At 72.0% G+C, this 20,049-nt stretch carries 16 protein-coding genes; 8 read left to right on the top strand and 8 right to left on the bottom strand.

All coding sequences use genetic code 11. The annotated features are described in order from the left end of the window. Window positions 1-22 precede the first annotated feature (22 nt). Genes clpB through LRP67_RS04735 form a run of 3 tightly spaced genes read left to right on the top strand, consistent with a single transcriptional unit; the run spans window position 23 to window position 4,253 of the window. Window positions 23-2,617 (top strand): ATP-dependent chaperone ClpB, encoded by a 2,595-nt coding sequence (clpB, locus tag LRP67_RS04725; RefSeq protein WP_231269044.1) that lies wholly within the window; start codon window positions 23-25, stop codon window positions 2,615-2,617. 24 nt (window positions 2,618-2,641) lie between these two features. Beyond that, window positions 2,642-3,667, top strand: coding sequence for a hypothetical protein (locus tag LRP67_RS04730; RefSeq protein ID WP_231269045.1), 1,026 nt, complete (start codon window positions 2,642-2,644; stop codon window positions 3,665-3,667). 28 nt (window positions 3,668-3,695) lie between these two features. After that, window positions 3,696-4,253 carry a DUF4064 domain-containing protein gene (locus LRP67_RS04735; RefSeq protein WP_231269046.1) on the top strand — a complete coding sequence of 186 codons (558 nt, stop codon included), beginning with the start codon at window positions 3,696-3,698 and terminating at the stop codon, window positions 4,251-4,253. On the opposite strand, the gene LRP67_RS04740 is transcribed toward LRP67_RS04735, so the two are convergent. Beyond that, the gene (locus LRP67_RS04740) at window positions 4,254-5,423 is read right to left on the bottom strand and encodes a pyridoxal phosphate-dependent aminotransferase (protein ID WP_231269047.1); all 1,170 of its coding nucleotides are present in this window, start codon (window positions 5,421-5,423) and stop codon (window positions 4,254-4,256) included. A gap of 45 nt (window positions 5,424-5,468) precedes the next feature. On the opposite strand from LRP67_RS04740, the gene pyrE reads away from it, so the two are divergent. Further along, on the top strand, window positions 5,469-6,005 hold the full coding sequence (gene pyrE, locus LRP67_RS04745) for an orotate phosphoribosyltransferase (RefSeq protein ID WP_231269219.1): 537 nt from the start codon (window positions 5,469-5,471) through the stop codon (window positions 6,003-6,005). 1 nt (window position 6,006) lies between these two features. On the opposite strand, the gene LRP67_RS04750 is transcribed toward pyrE, so the two are convergent. Further along, the gene (locus LRP67_RS04750; protein WP_231269048.1) at window positions 6,007-6,699 is read right to left on the bottom strand and encodes a DedA family protein; all 693 of its coding nucleotides are present in this window, start codon (window positions 6,697-6,699) and stop codon (window positions 6,007-6,009) included. Window positions 6,700-6,792: 93 nt separating this feature from the next. On the opposite strand from LRP67_RS04750, the gene LRP67_RS04755 reads away from it, so the two are divergent. Both LRP67_RS04755 and fbaA read left to right on the top strand, forming a co-directional pair. Further along, window positions 6,793-7,431, top strand: coding sequence for a TrmH family RNA methyltransferase (locus LRP67_RS04755; RefSeq protein ID WP_231269220.1), 639 nt, complete (start codon window positions 6,793-6,795; stop codon window positions 7,429-7,431). A 46-nt stretch (window positions 7,432-7,477) separates the two neighbouring features. Then, entirely contained in the window at window positions 7,478-8,512 is a 1,035-nt protein-coding gene (gene fbaA, locus LRP67_RS04760) for a class II fructose-bisphosphate aldolase (protein WP_231269049.1), read from the top strand. On the opposite strand, the gene LRP67_RS04765 is transcribed toward fbaA, so the two are convergent. After that, complete coding sequence (locus LRP67_RS04765; RefSeq protein WP_308189699.1) at window positions 8,502-9,998, bottom strand: DHA2 family efflux MFS transporter permease subunit; 1,497 nt, start codon at window positions 9,996-9,998, stop codon at window positions 8,502-8,504. The two genes, fbaA and LRP67_RS04765, sit on opposite strands and share 11 nt — an antisense overlap. A gap of 37 nt (window positions 9,999-10,035) precedes the next feature. On the opposite strand from LRP67_RS04765, the gene LRP67_RS04770 reads away from it, so the two are divergent. Continuing rightward, entirely contained in the window at window positions 10,036-10,446 is a 411-nt protein-coding gene (locus LRP67_RS04770) for a DUF3151 domain-containing protein (protein WP_231269050.1), read from the top strand. Between the two features lie 101 nt (window positions 10,447-10,547). Here the strand turns inward: LRP67_RS04770 and LRP67_RS04775 are convergent, their stop codons facing one another. From LRP67_RS04775 to LRP67_RS04785, 3 genes are all read right to left on the bottom strand, one after another. Next, entirely contained in the window at window positions 10,548-11,570 is a 1,023-nt protein-coding gene (locus tag LRP67_RS04775; protein WP_231269051.1) for a type IV toxin-antitoxin system AbiEi family antitoxin domain-containing protein, read from the bottom strand. A 157-nt stretch (window positions 11,571-11,727) separates the two neighbouring features. Then, complete coding sequence (gene lysS / locus LRP67_RS04780) at window positions 11,728-13,413, bottom strand: lysine--tRNA ligase (protein ID WP_231269052.1); 1,686 nt, start codon at window positions 13,411-13,413, stop codon at window positions 11,728-11,730. A gap of 28 nt (window positions 13,414-13,441) precedes the next feature. Then, the gene (locus LRP67_RS04785; RefSeq protein ID WP_231269053.1) at window positions 13,442-14,359 is read right to left on the bottom strand and encodes a diacylglycerol kinase family protein; all 918 of its coding nucleotides are present in this window, start codon (window positions 14,357-14,359) and stop codon (window positions 13,442-13,444) included. 119 nt (window positions 14,360-14,478) lie between these two features. On the opposite strand from LRP67_RS04785, the gene LRP67_RS04790 reads away from it, so the two are divergent. Next, on the top strand, window positions 14,479-15,762 hold the full coding sequence (locus LRP67_RS04790) for an adenylosuccinate synthase (protein ID WP_231269054.1): 1,284 nt from the start codon (window positions 14,479-14,481) through the stop codon (window positions 15,760-15,762). A 16-nt stretch (window positions 15,763-15,778) separates the two neighbouring features. Here the strand turns inward: LRP67_RS04790 and LRP67_RS04795 are convergent, their stop codons facing one another. Continuing rightward, window positions 15,779-17,821 (bottom strand): protein kinase, encoded by a 2,043-nt coding sequence (locus LRP67_RS04795; RefSeq protein WP_231269055.1) that lies wholly within the window; start codon window positions 17,819-17,821, stop codon window positions 15,779-15,781. Then, entirely contained in the window at window positions 17,818-20,007 is a 2,190-nt protein-coding gene (locus LRP67_RS04800; protein WP_231269056.1) for a protein kinase, read from the bottom strand. The genes LRP67_RS04795 and LRP67_RS04800 overlap by 4 nt, the downstream gene beginning before the upstream one ends. Window positions 20,008-20,049: the final 42 nt, after the last annotated feature.

The following is a 20,049-nucleotide window of genomic DNA, read 5'->3' on the forward strand; positions in this document are numbered from 1 at the left end:
AGAACCCTAGGAAGGAGATGTCATGAGCCAGTTCGGCGCTGACAAGTTCACCACCCGAAGCCGCGAGGCGATCGAGGCCGCCCAGCTCACGGCCACCACGGCCGGCAACACCACCACCGAGCCCATCCACCTGCTCGCGGCCCTCCTCCGCCAGGAGGGCGGCATCGCGCGCAGCCTGGTCATCAAGGCCGGTGTCGACGCCGATGCGCTGACGGCGCGCGCGGTCGCGGCCCTCGACACCCTGCCCAAGGCCAGCGGCGCCACCGTCCAGCAGCCCGCGGCCTCGGCCGCGCTGACCCGGGTGCTGGCCGGCGCGATCGACCTGGCCGCCTCCATGAAGGACGACTACGTCGCGACGGAGCACCTGCTGATCGCGATCGCCGGGACCGAGAGCCCCGCCCAGAAGGTGCTCACCGACGCGGGCCTCACCGAGGCCGGGCTGCGCGAGGGCCTCACCGCCGTGCGCGGCAACCGGCGCGTCACCAGCCAGGACGCCGAGTCGACGTACGAGGCGCTGGAGAAGTACTCCGTCGACCTCACCGCAGCCGCCCAGGAGGGCCGGCTCGACCCGGTCATCGGGCGCGACGCCGAGATCCGGCGCGTCGTGCAGGTGCTCTCGCGCCGCACCAAGAACAACCCGGTCCTCATCGGCGAGCCCGGCGTCGGCAAGACCGCCGTCGTCGAGGGCCTGGCGCAGCGCGTGGTCGCCGGCGACGTCCCCGACTCGCTCAAGGGTCGCCGGGTGCTGAGCCTGGACCTGGCCGCGATGGTCGCCGGAGCCAAGTACCGCGGCGAGTTCGAGGAGCGGCTCAAGGCGGTCCTGGAGGAGATCAAGGACAGCGGCGGCCAGATCATCACCTTCATCGACGAGCTGCACACGGTCGTGGGCGCGGGCGCCGGCGGCGACTCCTCCATGGACGCCGGCAACATGCTCAAGCCGATGCTGGCCCGCGGCGAGCTGCACATGATCGGGGCGACGACCCTCGACGAGTACCGCGAGCGGATCGAGAAGGACCCGGCGCTGGAGCGCCGCTTCCAGCAGGTCTTCGTCGGCGAGCCCAGCGTCGAGGACACCATCCAGATCCTGCGCGGCATCCAGGAGAAGTACGAGGCCCACCACGGCGTCCGCATCACCGACGCCGCCCTCGTGGCCGCGGCCACGCTCAGCGACCGCTACATCCCCGGCCGTCAGCTGCCGGACAAGGCGATCGACCTGATCGACGAGGCGTCCTCCCGGCTGCGCATGGAGATCGAGTCCTCGCCCGAGGAGATCGACCAGCTCCGGCGCCGCGTCGAGCGCCTGCGCATGGAGGAGTTCGCGCTCCAGCGCGAGAGCGACGAGGCCTCTGCCGAGCGCCTGGAGCGCCTGCGCGCCGATCTGGCCGACCGCGAGGAGGAGCTGCGTGGCCTGGAGGCCCGCTGGGAGCGCGAGAAGTCGACCCTCGAGGGCGAGGGCGAGCTGCGCCGCCAGCTGGACCAGCTGCGCATCGAGAGTGAGCGGCTCCAGCGCGAGGGCGACTTCGAGAAGGCCAGCGAGATCCTCTACGGACGGATCCCGGCGCTCGAGGAGCAGATCCGCGAGGTCGAGGCCGCCGAGCGCACGGACATCGAGCCGCTGGTCGGCGAGGAGGTCGGGGCCGAGCAGATCGCCGAGGTCGTGGAGGCCTGGACCGGCATCCCGACCGGCCGCATGCTGCAGGGCGAGACCGCCAAGCTGCTGGAGATGGAGTCCGTCGTCGGTCAGCGCCTGATCGGCCAGCACGAGGCGGTGCGCTCGGTGAGCGACGCCGTACGCCGCGCGCGCGCCGGCATCGCCGACCCGAACCGGCCGACCGGCTCGTTCCTGTTCCTGGGCCCCACCGGCACCGGCAAGACCGAGCTGGCCAAGGCGCTGGCCGACTTCCTCTTCGACGACGAGCGCGCGATCGTGCGCATCGACATGAGCGAGTACTCCGAGAAGCACTCGGTCTCGCGCCTGGTCGGGGCGCCCCCGGGCTACGTCGGCTACGACGAGGGCGGTCAGCTGACCGAGGCGGTGCGCCGCCGTCCGTACTCGGTGGTCCTGCTCGACGAGGTGGAGAAGGCGCACCCCGAGGTGTTCGACATCCTGCTCCAGGTGCTCGACGACGGGCGCCTGACCGACGGCCAGGGCCGCACGGTCGACTTCCGCAACACGATCCTGATCCTCACCAGCAACCTGGGCTCGCACTTCCTGGTCGACCCGCTGCTGGACCCGGAGAAGAAGAAGGAGTCGGTGCTCGCCGTCGTGCGGCAGAGCTTCAAGCCGGAGTTCCTCAACCGTCTCGACGACATCGTGATGTTCGACGCGCTGACCCGCGAGGAGCTGGCGCAGATCGTCGATCTCCAGCTGGACCTGCTGGAGCGCCGGCTCGCGGTGCGGCGCATCGACATCGACGTCACGCCCGAGGCCAAGACCTGGCTCGCCGACACCGGCTACGACCCGGCCTACGGCGCCCGCCCCCTGCGCCGCCTCGTCCAGACCGCGATCGGCGACCCGCTCGCGCGGATGTTGATCGGGGGAGAGGTGACCGACGGCGACACCGTCAGGGTCGAGGTCGCGGACGGCGGAGGGCTGACCCTCGCCGTCGCGACCTGAGTACGACACTGATGGAATGGGGGCATGACCGACGCGCCCCATCGCCCCCGCCAGGTCACCCTGGCCGCCTGGATGATCATGGGCGGCTCCGCGCTGATCGTGGCGCTGGTCTTCGAGCGCGTGGCCGGCCTCGGCTCGCTCGAGACCCAGCGCTCGATCGAGACCTTCCTCTCCGAGCCCCCGGGTGAGGGGCTCGGCCTCGACCTCGACGGCGTCACCACGATCCTGCGCATCCTGGCCATGGTCGCCGGCGCCTGTGCCACCGCCGCGGCGATCCTCGGCTTCCACGTCCTGCAGCGCTCCCGCGGCGCGCGACTCGCCCTCGCGGTGCTGGCGGTGCCGCTCTTCGTCAGCGGCATGGCCGCGGGCGGCCTGCTGCCGGCGGTGGTGGTCGCCGCCGCCGTGATGCTGTGGTTGCAGCCGGCGCGGGACTGGTTCGACGGCATCACGCCGGCCCCCGAGGAGCGGGAGGGCGAGCCGGTCGGGCCGTCGATGTTCCAGTCCCCGCCGCCGCCTCCCCCGCCGGTAGAGCCGCGCGCCATGTCCGGCTTCGGATCGACGCCCGCCCCCACGACCGTGCGCACGCCGGCCCCGATGTCCTCTCGCCCGCCGGCCGACCGCGCCGCTGGGCGACCCCCCGCGTTGCTGTGGGCCTGCGTCCTGACCTGGACCTTCTGCGGGCTGGCCATCCTGGTGATGGGGCTCAGCGCGCTGGTCCTTCTCGCCGCGCCCGACGTGGTCTTCGAGGAGCTGTACCGACAGAACCCGGACCTGCGCGACGAGGGCATCAGCGACTCCGAGGTCCGCACCGCCACGCTCGGCCTCGCCGGCGTGCTGCTCGTGTGGGGCGGCGCCGCGATCGGGTTCGCCGTCCAGGCGTTCCGCCGGGTGCGCTGGGCCCGCACGGCCCTGCTGGTGTCGGCCGCCGGGGCGGCCGCGGTGTCGCTCGTGGGCGCCGTGGTCAGCATCGCGATGGCGTTGCCTCTCGTCGCCTGCCTGGTCACCATCACGCTGCTGGTGCGGCCCGAGGTGCGGGCCTGGTTCTCCTGAGCGGGACCGCCATGGAAAAGTTGGACGCATGAGCGACCCGAGCAACCCCTACGGCGAGGCGCCGCCTCCCCAGCCCTATGGCCAGCCCTATGGCCAGCCCTATGGCCAGCCCTACGGCCAGCCGCAGCCGGGCGCCTACCAGCCGGCGTACGCGCCGTCGATGCAGCAGGACCCGGGCCGGCGCCCCGGCACCGTGACCACCGCCGCCGTCCTCACCTGGGTGGGCGGCGCGATCGCGCTGCTGTGCCTGCTGTTCCTCCTGGTCGCGGTCCAGGCCGGGACCGACGAGTTCTACGACGGCTTCCAGGACAGCGCGTCGGGCTGGTCGCGCGACGAGGTCAAGACGTTCACCACGGTCTTCGCGGTCATCGGCATCGTCTGGTCGATCGCGGCCATCGTGCTGGCGTTCTTCGTGATGCGCCGCCGCAACTGGGCGCGGATCCTGCTCACCGTCTCGGCCGCCCTGGCCATCCCGGTCTCGCTGGTGATGGCGCTGGCGATCGTGCCGCTGCTCCACGCGATCCTGTGCATCGTCGCGATCGTGATGCTCTACGTCGGCGGCGCCAACCGCTGGTTCAAGGGCTAGTCAGGCCTGGAGCTCGGCGGCGGCGAGGCGCCGCATCGCCTCGTCGATGACGGGGCGCTCCTTGCAGAAGGCCCAGCGCACCAGGTGGCGACCCTCCTCCTGGTGGTCGTAGAACACCTGCGCCGGGATCGCGACGACCCCGGCCCGCTCGGGCAGCGCGAGGCAGAAGGCGAGGCCGTCGTCCCAGCCGAGGGCGCGCACGTCGGTGGTGGCGAAGTAGGTGCCCTCGGGGACCCGCACGGCCAGCCCGGCCGCATCCAGCCCGGCGCAGAGCAGGTCGCGCCGCTCCTGGAGGTCGGCGGCCAGCTCGCGAGGGAAGTCGGGCAGCTCGTCCAGCGCGTGGGCCACGGCCGGCTGCAGCGGCGAGCCCGAGGTGAAGGTCAGCCACTGCTTGGCGGCGAGGAGCGCTCCGACCAGCGCGGCCGGGCCGGTCGCCCAGCCGACCTTCCAGCCGGTGAACGAGTAGGACTTGCCGGCGCTGGACAGGCTCAGCGTGCGCTCGGCCATGCCCGGCAGGGTCGCGATCGGCACATGCGCGTGCTCGTCGAAGACCAGGTGCTCGTAGACCTCGTCGGTGATCACGACCAGGTCGTGCTCGGTCGCCAGGTCGGCGACGGCCTGCAACTCGGCGCGGTTCAGCACGGTGCCGGTCGGGTTGTGTGGCGAGTTGAGCAGCACGAACCTGGTCCGCGGCGTCACCGCGGCCCGCAACTCGTCGAGGTCGAGGCGGTAGTCGGGGGCGCGCAGGGTGACCGGGCGCCGTACGCCGCCGGCCATCTGGATCATCGCGACGTAGGAGTCGTAGTACGGCTCGAGCACGACGATCTCGTCGCCCGGGTCGACCAGGCCGAGCAGGGCCGCGGCGACCGCCTCGGTGCAGCCGGTGGTGACCACGACCTCGGTGTCCGGGTCCACCTCGAGCCCGTAGTGGCGCTGCTGGTGCCGGGCAATGGCCTGCCGCAGGGCGGGCACGCCGATGCCGGGGGCGTACTGGTTGGCCCCGCCCTCCAGCGCCGCCACCGCGTGGGCGATCGCCTCGGGCGGGCCGTCGACGTCGGGGAAGCCCTGGCCCAGGTTGACCGAGCCGGTGCTCGCGGCCAGGGCCGACATCCTCGAGAAGATCGTGGGTGGGATGCCGTCGAGCCGGTGCGCGAGCCGAGGAGCAGACATGCGCCCGAGGGTACGGCGGGGGCCCGATAGCCTGCCGTCGTGACCATGGACCCGACCCCCGATCCCGCGCTGGCCGCCGACGTCGACACCTGCTGCCGCCTGACCGGGGAGTTCACGCTGCGCTCCGGCCAGGTGTCCTCGGAGTACTTCGACAAGTACCTCTTCGAGGCCCAGCCCGCGCTCCTGGCCCGGGTGGCCGCGCAGATGGTGCCGCTGCTGCCCGAGGACACCGAGCTGCTGGGGGGCCTGGAGCTCGGGGGGATCCCGATCGCCACGATGGTGAGCAGCCGCACCGGGACGCCCGCGCTGTTCGTGCGCAAGCAGGCCAAGGAGTACGGCACCTGCAAGCTCGCCGAGGGCCCGGACGTCGCCGGACGGCGGGTGACGCTGGTCGAGGACGTGATCACCACTGGCGGCGCGGTGCGGGACGCGACGAAGGCTCTGCGGGAGGCCGGCGCGGTGGTCGAGGTCGTCGTCTGCGCGATCGACCGCAGCCCGGAGGGGGAGAACCCGCTGGCCGACGTCGGCCTCGAGGTGCGCGCCGTGCTCACCAAGGCCCAGCTGGACGCCGCCCGCGGCTAGCTCAGGTCAGGTCGTCGACCGTGCGCTCGACCTGGCGGCGGTGCTTCCACCACTCGTAGATGATCGGGATCACCGAGAAGGCCAGGATCAGGGCGATCGCCTTGTCGATGTTCTCACCGAGGCCGGGGAACGCGGACCCGAGGAAGTAGCCCAGCGCCAGGATGCTCGCGACCCACAGCACGGCGCCGACCAGGCTCCACTTGAAGAACCGCTGGCGGTCCATGCCGGTCACGCCGGCGACCACGGTGATGTAGGTCCGCACGAACGGCACGAAGCGGCCGATGACCAGGGCCTTGCTGCCGTGCTTGTCGAAGAAGACCTGCGTCTGGTCGAAGTACTTCTTCTTCAGGATGCGGCCGTCGCGGTGGTAGAGCGGGGGGCCGATCGCGCGGCCGATCTCGTAGCCGGCGACGTTGCCGAGCACGGCCGCGCTCGTGAGCAGGGCGAAGGCGATCAGCACCTCGACGAAGGGCCCGCCGGGGAACATGTCGATCTTCTCGCCGGTGATGAAGAGCCCGAGCGCGAAGAGCAGGGTGTCGCCGGGCAGGAACGGGAAGAACAGCCCGCACTCGACGAAGACGATCAGCAGGCTGATCCAGAAGAACGCGCCCCCGAACTCCTGCAGCAGCCAGTTGGGGTCCATCCAGTCCATGCCCAGGAGCAGCGGGTGGAGCTCGAGCAGGAGCGGAGTCACGGTCAAACCGTACCCGGGTCACCTTCGCCTCGGGTCGGTAGTCTCGCCGCCGTGGTGGAGGAGAGCGAGGACCGTCGGGCGCCGTACGACCCGATGCCGCACGGCCCCGAGGAGATCGGCGTCGGTCCGTGGCAGGGGCCGCTCCCGACGGGGGAGCAGTACGACCCCGTGCTGCTCGCCGAGGGCGACCGGCGCAACGTCGTGGACCGCTACCGCTATTGGAGCGTGGCGGCGATCGTGGCCGACCTCGACCGTCGGCGCCACGACTTCCACGTCGCGATCGAGAACTGGCAGCACGACTTCAACATCGGCACGATCGTCCGCACGGCCAACGCCTTCCTCGCCGCCGAGGTGCACATCGTCGGCAACCGGCGGTGGAACCGCCGGGGTGCGATGGTCACCGATCGCTACCAGCACGTGCGCCACCACGAGACGGCCGCCGACCTGGCGGCGTACCTCGCGGAGCGCGACGTGCGACTGCTCGGCATCGACAACCTGCCCGGCAGCGAGCACCTGGAGACCATGACCGTGCCGCGGCGGGTCTGCTTCCTCTTCGGCCAGGAGGGGCCGGGCCTCTCGGAGGGCGCCCGGGCGGCGTGCGACGGCACGTTCTCGATCGCGCAGTTCGGCTCGACCCGCTCGATCAACGCCTCCGCCGCCGCCGCGATCGCCATGCACGCCTGGGTGCGGGAGTACGCCGACCTGTCGGGCGAGGATGCCTGGCGGGGCTAGTCGGCTGCCTCCAGCCTCCGTGGCCGATAGCCACTAGGCTGGCCGCATGCCCATCGCGACTCCTGAGACCTATGCCCAGATGCTCGACACCGCCAAGGCCAACGCCTTCGCGTTCCCGGCGATCAACGTGTCGTCCTCGCAGACGCTGAACGCCGCGCTGAAGGGCTTCGCCGACGCCGGCTCGGACGGCATCATCCAGGTCTCGACGGGAGGTGCGGAGTACCTCTCGGGCCCGAGCGTCAAGAGCATGGTGACCGGCTCGGTCGCGTTCGCCGCGTACGCCGCCGAGGTGGCCAAGAGCTACCCGGTGCAGATCGCGCTGCACACCGACCACTGCCCCAAGGACAAGCTCGACGGCTTCGTGCGCCCGCTGGTCGAGATCTCCGCCGAGCGGGTCGCGCGCGGCGAGCTGCCGCTCTTCCAGTCGCACATGTGGGACGGCTCCGCCGTGCCGCTCGACGAGAACCTCGAGATCGCCCGTGACCTGCTGGCGCGCTGCGCCGCGGCGCGCATCATCCTCGAGGTCGAGATCGGGGTCGTCGGCGGTGAGGAGGACGGCGTGGCCAACGAGATCAACGAGCAGCTCTACACGACTCCGGAGGACGCGCTGGCGACGATCGAGGCGCTCGGCAACGGCGAGCAGGGCCGCTACATGGCAGCCCTGACGTTCGGCAACGTGCACGGAGTCTACAAGCCCGGCAACGTCAAGCTGCGCCCCGAGATCCTCAAGTCCGCCCAGGAGGCGGTCAGCGAGCGCCTCGGCCTGGCGGCGGGCAGCAAGCCCTTCGACCTGGTCTTCCACGGCGGCTCCGGCTCCACCGCGGAGGAGATCGGCGCGGCGGTCGACTACGGCGTCGTGAAGATGAACGTCGACACCGACACGCAGTACGCCTTCACGCGGCCCGTGGCCGCCCACATGTTCCAGAACTACGACGGCGTGCTGAAGGTCGACGGCGAGGTCGGCAACAAGAAGGCCTACGACCCGCGCGCGTGGGGCAAGGCGGCCGAGGCCGGCATGGCCGCCCGCGTGGTGGAGGCCTGTGAGAACCTGCGCTCCGCCGGGAAGTCCGTCAGCGCCTGACGAAACCGTCGTGCTGGGGCCGCTGGAAGCACAGCGACGCGGCGAGCCCCAGCACGAGGACGGCGGCCGGCAGCAGCATCGCCTGCGCCATGGCGTCGGCGAACGGCCCCTGCGCCACCTCGGGGAGCCGGCTCCCGCCGCCCTCGGGGGTGAAGCTCGTCGGGAGCCCCTGGGCCGTCAGCCGGGCGTCGATCAGGACGGCGATGCCGGCGGCTCCCAGCACGGCGCCGACCTGGCGGGTCGCGTTGTAGACGCCCGCGCCGGCCCCGGCCTGGTGAAGAGGCAGGTTGCGGTTGGCCGTGGCGGAGTTGGGCGACCACACGAACGCGTTGCCGAAGCCGAGCAGGGTCATCGGGAGCAGGATCTCCCAGACGGCGCTGTCGGCGGTCATCACCGACGCGAGCCACGCCAGCGACGTGATGATGGCCGTGAACCCGACGCCGGTGAGCAGGCGCGGGTGGATCGTGTCGGTGAGCTTGCCGACGAGGTTGGCCAGGCCGAGGGTCATCAGCGCCATCGGCACCAGCAGCAAGGCCGCCTTCGCGGGGCTCAGCCCGCGGACCAGCTGTGCGTAGAGCATCAGGGGAATCGCCATGGCCGTCATGGCGAAGCCCATGGTGGTGATCGCGACGTTGGCGAGCGAGAAGTTGCGGTCGCGGAACAGGGCGAGCGGCACCAAGGGCTCCTGGCGGTTGAGGCGCTGCCAGAGCACGAACGCGGTGAAGACCACGAGGCCGAGGACGATCATCCGCCAGACGGTGATCTCGCCGGTGATCGTGCCCCAGTCGTACTGGTTGCCCTCCTGGATGCCGAAGACCAGCAGGAACATGCCGGCGCCGCTCAGCGCCACCCCGAGCCAGTCGAAGCGGTGGGTGCTGGTGCTGAGCGTGGGCACCAGGCGCCAGGCGAGCACGAAGCCGATGATCCCGACGGGGATGTTGATGAAGAAGATCCACGCCCAGCCGAGTCCGTCGACCAGGACGCCGCCGAGGATCGGCCCGACCAGCGTCGCCACCCCCGCGGTCGCGCCCCACAGCGACATGGCCTTGCCGCGGCGGGCCGCGGGGAAGATCCGGGTGATGATCGCCATCGTCTGCGGGGTCATCATCGCGGCGCCGAGCCCTTGGACGACGCGGGCGAGGATCAGGCCCTCGATCGAGTCGGTGAGGCCGCACCACAGGCTGGCGAGCGTGAACACCGTCAGGCCCGACAGGTAGAGCCGCTTGGGGCCGAAGCGGTCACCCAGCCGTCCGGTGATGAGCACCGGCACGGCGTAGGCCAGCAGGTAGGCGCTGGTCACCCACACCACGGTGTTCACCCCGGCATCGAAGTCCTCGATGATCGCCGGGGTCGCGACGCTCACGATGGTCGAGTCGACCAGGATCATGAAGAAACCCAGGCACAGGGCGAAGAGCGCCGGCCACGGGTCCTTCTCGCCGATCGCCGGTGCGGTGGGGGGCTCGGCGGTCGGTCGGGTCTGGGTCACGGGCTGAGTCAACAACCCGCCTGCGACACTCATTCCCATGAGTCACATGGATCTGATGGCCGGCCCCCCTCCCACCTATCTCCCGGTCGACCCGGCGGTCGCCGAGCTGGCGGCCTCCTCGCCCGCTGACGTCGTACGACGCCACCCGGAGTCGCCCGCCGCCTGGGCCGCCCTGGCGAGCGAGGCGCGCGAGTCCGGCGCCGACGACGTGACCGTCTACGCCTACGCCCGCGTCGGCTACCACCGCTCCCTGGACCACCTGCGCCGCAACGGCTGGAAGGGCCACGGCCCGGTCCCGTGGGAGCACGAGCCCAACCGCGGCTTCCTCACCAGCCTCGCCCTCCTGGCCATCTCCGCCCGCAACATCGGCGAGACCCACGAGTGGGAGCGGTGCTCGGAGTTCCTGCGCGACTCCAGCCCGGCGGCGTACGACGAGCTGCTCGGCTGAGGGATGCCGCTGGACCTTGTAACTCAGTGTTGCGTTCGCCTGCAGGGTGACTGGTCACCGTGGAAGCGAGCCAAACACTGAGTTACATCGAGTGCGGGCCGTCAGGCACCGCGCTGAGCCCGGATCGCGGCGGCGGCGCGGACCAGGTGCTCGGGGAGTCGCGTGCCGAAGCGCGCTCTGGTCACCTCCCACTCAGCGCGTACCCGCACCTTGGCGGCCTCGCGCCGTTCTCCCCAGAAGTCCTCCCAGATGAGCCGGGAGACGCCGAGGCCCTCGGCGGCGATCAACCGCTCTCTCTTCTTCTCCGCCCAGATGACGTCCTCGGGTCTGTCGGCGAAACCACCCTCGTCCGCGCGTCGATACTTGACCCGGCCGTCGAACTCGAACACGTGACAGCCGACCCGGAGGTCGCACCAGGCGACCCGGTCCTCGATCCACAGCGGGAACTGCGTCTCCGGCCATTCCGGCGAGAGCGCGAGCTCGATGACCAGCTCGCGCAGGAGTCCCTCCCCGGGGTTCTGAGCGCCGCCGTCGGCCAGGCCTACCGCGGTCCGCGCCCGGGTGACGTTCGGCCAGTTCCGCATGGGCTCGAGCGCGGCCTCCAGTTCGGACCTCCGAACACCCATGCGAAGCGCCGAGTCACAGGCGATGAGACCGTCCCTCTCACCGCGTTCCCGCCCGATGTCCACGGCCGTACGCGCGTGGTCGAGCACCGGCACGTCGTTCACGTGGAGCACCTGCTCGGGGTGGAAGCGCGCCAGGTGGTGCTTGACCCCGTACTCCGTCCAGGCGCCGGTGAAGCCGGGGCGGGTGATGTGGACGAAGGGTGCGGGTGGAGCCAGGATGGCGAGCCCGAGCTCGTGCGCGGCTGAATCGTGGCTGAGCACCCACGCTCGCCGCATCGTGAGAATCGCCGCCCGCGCTCGCAGGCGGGGGCGGCCGACGTACTCATCCGCCGCCTGCCAGATCGGGGCGTCGCAGTAGACGCCACGCCGGACCAGCACCCACTCGCCGTGCCGCACGAGCGAGCGGATCGTGGCGGGACTGAGGCCCAGGTCCAGCGCCGCACTGCGGGTGATCAGCCCACCTGACGCTGCGAAGGCTGCGACGACTCCAGGATGCATGCCACAGATCGTTCCCGCGTCCGCGCGGTCCGCCACGGCGGCTTTTGCATCTGTGGATAAGCGCGACCGCGAGATGTAACCCAGTGTCCGACCGTCAAGGACGGTGACCGGTCACCTCCGTAGTGGACCCAACACTGAGTTACATGCGGCCGCAGGCTCAGCCGCCGAGCAGGGCGCGGACGCGGTCCGGGCCGAGGGCGACGAAGAGGGTGGGGAGCCGGGGGCCGCGGTCGGCGTCGACGAGGAGCCGGTAGAGCAGCCGGAAGAACTCCTTCTGGTCGGCCTTGACCTCGTCGGTCGGCGGGTCGTCCAGGTCGAGGCCGCGGCCGAGCTTGGGGACGCCGTAGATGAGCGTGGTGAGCTCGTCCTGGTCGAAGGAGTCGGGCAGGCGGTCGAGGAGCTGGGCCAGCCACCGCTGCTCGTCCTCGGTGAGCGCGGCGAGGCGAGTCGTGTCCGGCGCCGAGCGCACCGTCGTGCGGTCCTCGGCGGGCACGAACTCCCGGATCCAGGTCATCGCCTTCGACAACCGGGGCTCGAGGTCGGACACCGAGTCGTGCGGGTAGCCGAGGCGGCCCACGGTGGTCGAGATCAGCGACGCGGACCCGGCGGTGACGTCGGCGACGGAGGAGAGCAACCGGAACGGCACCGGCACCGGAGAGGTGGGCAGCGTGCCGGCCGATGCGGTCGCGGACGCCCGCTCGAAGGCCAGGACCGCGCCGTCGCGCCTCTCGGGGTCGGCGGCCTTGCGCGCGAGCGCGTCCCACTCGTCGTAGAGGCGCACGACCTCGGGTCCGAAGTCGATCGTGAAGACCTGGCGGGGCTGGCGGCGGACGTAGAGCCAGCGCAGCATCGGGGCCTCGAGGACCCGCAGCGCGTCGGCCGCGGTCGGGACACCGCCCTTGGACGAGGACATCTTGGCCATGCCGGCGACCCCGACGAAGGAGTACGCCACGAACGAGGGCGCGCGGCCGCCGTAGATGGTCGACACCAGCTCCTTGCCGACCGTGTACGACGAGCCGGGCGTCGCGTGGTCGTCACCGCCGGGCTCGAAGTCGACGCCTTCGAAGGCCCAGCGCATCGGCCAGTCGACCTTCCAGACCAGCTTGCCCTCGTCCTGCGTGGCCAGGTTGGTGACGCCCACGAAACCGCACGAGTCGCAGGTGTAGGACAGGTCGGTGGTCTCGTCGTCGTAGCCGGTGATGGTCACCGTGTCGCGCCCGCACTGGCGGCAGTAGGGCCGGTAGGGGAAGCGCGCCAGCGAGCCGTGGTCGGCGGCCGCGGCCTCCTCGTCGGCGTCGTCGACCGGGGCTCCCTTGGTGCGGTAGCGGCCCATGACCGCCTCGATCTCGTCGCGGCGCGAGACCGCGGTCAGGATCTGCGAGCGGTAGGTGCCCGCGCCGTACCTCTCGGTCTGCGACACCTCCTCCATCTCGCAGCCCATCTCGGCGAGCGCGGAGCGCAGCGGCGCCTTGAAGCGCTCGGCCCACGAGGAGAACTCGCCCGACGGGTCCGGTACGGCGGACAGGGGGCGGCCGATGTGCTCGGCCCATGCCGGGTCGACTCCCACCGGGACCTTGCGGAACCGGTCGTAGTCGTCCCAGCTGTGCAGGTGGCGGACCTCGATGCCGCGGCGGCGGATCTCCTCGGCCACGAAGTGGACGGTGAGGAACTCGCGCAGGTTGCCCAGGTGGATGGGGCCGGAGGGGCTGATGCCGGACGCGCAGGTGATGCGCGCGGCTCCGCTCGGCCGCTCCTCGAGGCGAGCGTGCCGGATCGCGTCGTCGGCGGCGCGCGTCACCCAGTCGACGGGGTCGCCACCTTGGCCCTGCTTGCCTCGTGCCACAGGCGGCAACGCTACCCGTCCGCCGGGCTCAGCCGGCGGGCAGGACCATCGAGTAGGCGGCCGGCTCGATGTGCCAGGTGCGGTGCCGCTCGGGTCCGGAGATCTCGCCGTCGGCGCTGATCCAGAACTGCTCGCCGCTCACCGACACCTCGCGGCCCCGCAGGGCGCTGACCTCCTCGGCCTCCTCATGGGTGCCGAGCCCGAGCCGGGCGGCGAACCGGAACCGCGCGAACAGCCCGGTCGCGCGGGAGACCATCACGTCGATCCGGCCGTCCGCGGGGTCGGCGCCGGGCGTGAGCTCGGTCCCGCCCCCGACGGAGGAGCCGTTGCCGAGCGCCACCATGAGCACCCGGGTGTCCAGGTCGTTGACCACGACCCCGTCCACCTCGACGTGCAGGCGCAGGACGGGCGGGTTCCACGCGGTGAGCAGCGCGCCCAGGGGGTAGCCCAGCTTTCCGAGGTTGACCTTGCCGACGCCCACCGAGTGCAGGCGGCCCTTCCAGCGGTGCCCGCGGCGGCTGGCGTTGGCGCCGGCGCCGACGTGGACGCTGTTGACCACGATCTGCCCGACCTCGTCGACGATCAGGTCCATCGGGGTGACCTGCCCCTTCACGAGCACCGTCGCCGCCTCCTCGAGGTCGAGCGGGATCCCGACGCCGCGGGCGAAGTCGTTGCCGGTGCCGAGCGGCAGCAGCCCGAGGACCGCCTTGCTGAGGTCGTGGCGCCGGTGGAGTGCGGCGACGACGGCGTGCAGGCTGCCGTCACCGCCGGCCACCACGATCCGCCGGGAGCCGGCGCGGTGCAGCACGCCGTCCAGCTCCCCGGGGTTGGCGGTCGCCTGGACCTCCACGGAGGTGTGGTCGCGCAGCACGGCCAGGGCGCGCTGCAGCGTCGCGTCGTCGGCGGTGCCGGCGTCGCTGTTGGTGATCACCAGGAGTGGGTCCATCGCAACCGGACCCTAACCCAGGACGATTGAGCGCTGGGCGCCACGCTTTGGTAGCGTGTCGCCGCAAGAGCCCCGGCCGCTGTTGCCGGGGTTTTGTCGTTTCACCACGAGGAGTGCACATGCCCGCCATCGCCATCATCGGCGCCCAGTGGGGCGACGAAGGCAAGGGCAAGGCGACCGACCTGCTCGGAAGCCGCGTCGACCACGTCGTGAAGTTCAACGGCGGCAACAACGCCGGGCACACGGTGGTCATCGGCGACGAGAAGTACGCCCTGCACCTGCTGCCCAGCGGGATCCTGAGCCCCAACTGCACGCCGGTCATCGGCAACGGCGTCGTCGTCGACATCGAGGTGCTGTTCGAGGAGCTGGACGCGCTCACCGCGCGCGGCGTCGACGTCAGCAAGCTCAAGGTCAGCGCCAACGCCCACGTCATCGCCAGCTACAACCGCAGCCTCGACAAGGTGACCGAGCGGTTCCTGGGCTCGCGCCGCCTCGGCACGACGGGGCGCGGCATCGGACCGACGTACGCCGACAAGATGAACCGCATCGGCATCCGCGTGCAGGACATCTTCGACGAGAACATCCTGCGGCAGAAGGTCGAGGGGGCCCTCGAGCTCAAGGGCCAGATCCTGGCGAAGATCTACAACCGCCGCGCGCCCGAGGTGGACGCGATCGTCGAGGAGCTGCTCGAGTACGTCGAGCGGCTGCGGCCGATGGTCTGCGACACCGGGCTGCTGCTCCACCAGGCGCTCGACCGTGGCGAGACCGTGCTGCTCGAGGGCGGCCAGGCCACGCTGTTGGACGTCGACCACGGCACCTACCCGTTCGTGACATCGAGCTCGGCGACCGCCGGCGGCGCGTGCACGGGCTCGGGCATCCCGCCGAGCCGGCTCGACCGTGTCGTCGGGATCGTGAAGGCCTACACGACCCGCGTCGGCGAGGGCCCGTTCCCCACCGAGCTCTTCGACGACTACGGCGCCCACCTGAGCAAGGTCGGCGCGGAGTTCGGGGTCACCACGGGGCGGGCGCGCCGCTGCGGCTGGTACGACGCCGTCATCGCCCGCTACGCCGCCCGGGTCAACGGAGTCACCGACTTCGTGCTCACCAAGCTCGACGTGCTCACGGGCCTGGAGAAGGTGCCCGTCTGCGTGGCCTACGACGTCAACGGCGTGCGCCACGACGAGATGCCGGTCAACCAGAGCGACTTCCACCATGCGAAGCCGATCTACGAGGAGTTCCCGGGCTGGTGGGAGGACATCTCCCACGTCCGGACCTTCGAGGAGCTCCCGGCCAACGCGCAGGCCTACGTGAAGGCGGTCGAGGCGATGTCCGGCTCCCGGATCTCGGTCATCGGGGTCGGCCCCCAGCGCGACCAGACGATCGTCGTCCACGACCTCCTCTGAGCGGACAGCCGCCTCGCTAGGGCTCGAACGGGCCGATCGCACCCATATCCAGCTTCTCCTCGGACACCCTTCGCTGCGAGCCGGGCAGGACCCGGAACCCGCTGCCGGTGGACTCGAGGACCTCCAGTCCGCGGTCGTACTGCGCGACCACCACGTCGTCGTCCCCGTCGCCGTCGATGTCGCTGACGCCGGCGTGGGAGACGGTGAAGGTGGTCTCGCCGCGCGCGAGCCAGGTCTCGGGGGTGAACCGGCCGCCCTCCCACCTCCACACGACCGCCTCCGGCCCGTAGTCGAGGCTCACCATCTCGGTCGCCCCGTCGCCGTCGAAGTCACCGGTCTGCCAGGTCACGTACGCGTTCTCCTGGGGGATGCGCGTGGGCTCCTCGGGGGCGAGCTCCGAGCCGGTGGACCTCAGCACGTGCAGCCGCACGGGCTGGTCGTCGAGCGCCTCGATGTGGATCAGGTCGGCCATCCCGTCGGCGTCCACGTCGCCGACGGCGAACTCGTTGTCGGCCGACCCCCACGAGGTGGTCGCCGGCCTGTCCAGCCAGCCTCGGGCGCGGCCGAAGGTGCCGTCGGCGCGAGCCTTGGCCACGGTGACGACCAGGCGCCCCACGCCGGTCCTGACCAGGCCGAGGTCGGCGCGTCGGTCGCCGTCGACGTCGGCGAGGAATCGCACGGTGCTGGCGTCGATGTCGCCGAACGCGGGGCTCCGCACCAGCGACGCCGGGCTGGCACCGGACGCGAGCCGCACGGTGACGCTGGTCGCCGGTGGCTCCCCCTCGGTCGTGACGACGTCGAGGCGGCCGTCGCCGTCCACGTCGCCGCTCACCGCCGGGTAGCTCACGTCGCCCATCGCCTTCGGCGCGCCGAGCCCGGTGCCGTCGGAGCGCAGCAGCCAGGCGCCCTCGTGGGACTGGGCCGCGAGGTCGCCGAGCCCGTCGTGGTCGAGGTCGCCGGTGACCGCCTGCTCCGGCGGGTCGGGGGCTGGCGTGCCGGTGGGCGCCGGGTCGCCGGTGCCGGTGGTCGGCTCCGGGTCCCGTCCCGGGTCGTCCGCGCCGGAGGTGAGCAGGACCCCCGCGGCCACACCGCCCAGGACCAGCACGGCGGCCACGCCGCTGGCGAGCGCTGCCCGGCGCCGCCGCCGGCGCCGGCCCAGCACGAGGGGCGGGGAGGTCGGCGTCGAGGGCGTGAGGCCGCCGCCCAGCTCGCGCAGGGCGTCGCGCAGGGCACGCGCGGTGGGGTAGCGCTCGGCGGGATCCTTGGCCAGCGCGCCCGCGAGCACCTGGTTGATCCGCACGGTGAGCTCGTCGCTGCCGGGCAGCTGCGGCACCGGCTGCTGCAGGTGCGCCATCGCGACCGCCACGTCGGCCCCCGTGTACGGCGGTCGGCCGGTGAGGCACTCATAGAGCAGGCACCCGACGGCGTACACGTCGCTGGCGGGGCCGCCCGGCTGGCCGGCCGCCCGCTCCGGTGCGAGGTAGTTCCAGGTGCCGGCGACGGCGCCGGGCGTGGTGAGCCCGGCACCCTCGGTGTGCGCCACCCCGAAGTCGCAGAGATAGACGTGGAGTCGGTCGGTGCGCTCGTCGCGCAGCAGCACGTTGGCGGGCTTCACGTCGCGGTGCGTCACTCCGACGGCGTGCGCGGCGGAGAGCGCGTCGGCCACCTGGGCGCAGGCCCGGAAGGCGAGGGGCGGCGGGAGCGGACCCCGCGCCCGGATGAGTCGCCCGAGATCCCCGCCGGCGGCGTACTGGGTGACGATGAACGGCCAGCCGTCCTGCTCGCCGTGGTCGTAGATGGCGACCACGTGGGGGGAGTCCAGCTTGGCCAGGACCGACGCCTCGCGCTGGAAGCGCTGCCGGAACTCCGGTGAGGTGCCGACGTGGCCGAGCATCACCTTGAGTGCGACCTGGCGGTTGAGTCGCAGGTCGGTGGCGGAGAAGACCATGCCCATGCCGCCCACGCCGAGCACGCTGTCGACGCGGTAGTGGCCGATCACCTCGCCGACGCGCGGCGGGCGGCCGCCGCCCGGAGGCGGGGATCCGGACGGTGTGGTCACGGGAAGGTGCTCCCGAGCAGCTCGACGCTGTAGGAGTCGCCGAGCTCGATCGCCCAGGTGCCCCATTCGGTCGTGGTCGCGAAGCGCCTGCCCTTCGAGAGCGCCACCTGCAGCGACGCGCGCCCCTTGGTCTTCGTCGGCCCGATGCTGGCCAGGTCGTCGCGGCCGTCGCCGTCGTAGTCGCCGACGGTCAGGTCGGAGGAGAAGAAGTCGTCGCTGGGGAGCTGGATCAGCCCCCACGGACGCGGTCGCTGCGGGCCGCCCGGCCCGTGGTCGGCGACGAGCAGCTCCACGAACCCGGTGCGGTTGAGCCCGACCACCAGCTCGGCGTCCTCGTCGCCGTCGACGTCCGCGGAGAGGAAGTAGTGACCGATGGCGCTCTCGAAGGTCAACGGCTTCCCCCGCTCGACGAAGGTCCCGTCCGGCCGGCCCAGGTAGGTGTGCAGCGTCGAGCGCGTCGCCGAGTACGACGGCGTCATCAGCACGCCCACGTCGACGATCGCGTCACCGTCGAAGTCCCCGGTCTCCAGGGATCCCTGCTCGTAGCCGAACGGCACCGTGCCGCCCAGGGCCGGCTCGCCGAAGCCGGAGCCGTCGGAGGTGGCCACCCACACCTCCATCCGCTTCATGTGCTGGCCCCAGCTCACCAGCAGCAGGTCGTCGGCCCCGTCGCCGTCTGCGTCGCCGGCGTGGGCGGTCAGCGCCCGGGCCTGGTCCGGCCGGCTCATCGGGTGGTCCACGGGCGTCCCCCCGGAGAGCGCGGCGGTGATCGTGAGCGCGCCACGGGTCGGGACCCTCACCTGGACCAACTCGAGCTCATCGTCGCCATCGAAGTCACCGAGGACCTGCTCCACGGCGGTGCGGTCCTTCAGGCGCGGCTCCTGCCTCTCCGCGGCCGGCACCAGCGCGCTCCCGTCGGAGTGCCACGTGCCCACGCGGTCGTGGCTCGGCTTCTTCTTCGTCTCCTCGACGTAGAAGCTGGCGACCAGATCGGCGTAGCCGTCGCCGTCCATGTCACCGGTGACCGGCCCCACCACCTCGGGAGCCGGCGGCTCGCTGCGGGTGGGCTCGCTCGCGGTGGGCTCCGAGGACGAGGTCGACCCGCCGGTGGGGTCCTGGTCGCCGTCGCCGGGCATGGTCACGGCCACGATGCCGCCCGCGACGGCGAGGACGGCCAGCGAGGACAGCACGACCGCGAGCGCCGTACGCCGTCGGCGCGGCGCGCCGGCGGTCGTCGCCGCCGCACGGGGCAGCGAGCCCAGCGACACGCGTCCGCCCGACGGGAAGGCGGTCGGCGCGGCACCGCCCGGCGGCACCGTTGAGCGGGCGGCGACCGGCCGGACGCCGCTCGTGGGGATCGCCGCCGCGGACAGCAGGTCGGCGCGCAGCGCGTCGGCGGTGTCGTAGCGGGCGCGCGGCTCCTTGGCCAGGGTGTTGGCGAGGATCGCGTTGGCGTGGCGCGTGAAGGGGTCGTCGCCCGCGAGCTGGGGGACCGGGGCGTTCTGGTGGGCGATGGCGATCTCGACGTCGCTCCCGCGAAACGGCGGCTGCCCGGTCAACGTCGCCCAGAACAGGCAGCCCAGCGCGTAGAGGTCGGAGGAGACCGTGCCCGGTGCGCCGGCGCCGCACTCGGGGGCGAGGTAGCTCCAGGTGCCGGACACCGAGCCCGGCGCGGTGAGCCCCTCGCTGTCGGTGCGGGCGATGCCGAAGTCGCAGAGGTAGGCGTGCAGGTCGGTGGTGTCGGCGTCGCGCAGCAGCACGTTGGTGGGCTTGACGTCGCGGTGCACCACGCCGGCGAGGTGGGCGTCGGAGAGCGCGTCGGCGACTTGGGCGCACACCTGGGCCGCGAGCCGCGGCGGCATCGGACCGCGAGCCGCGAGCAGCGCTCCGAGGTCGCCGCCGCCGACGTACTGGGTGGCGAGATAGGGGCAGCCGTCCTGCTCGCCGTAGTCGAAGATCGCGATGACGTGGGGCGAGTTCAGGCGCGCCAGCAGCGATGCCTCCCGCTCGAAGCGGGCCAGAAACTCCGAGGAGCCGCCCAGCGCCGCCGAGACCACCTTGAGCGCGACCCGCCGGTCGAAGGCGGTGTCGGTCGCGGCAAATACGACGCCCATGCCGCCCTGTCCGATCTGGGCGTCGATGCGATAGCGACCGAAGAGGTCGCCGACGCGGGGGAACTGGGGCATGGCTGCTTCTTTCCCGGGAGAGACGAGTCGCAATCATGCCCG

The sequence above is a fragment of the Nocardioides sp. cx-169 genome (assembly GCF_021083605.1).
Classification (GTDB): domain Bacteria; phylum Actinomycetota; class Actinomycetes; order Propionibacteriales; family Nocardioidaceae; genus Nocardioides.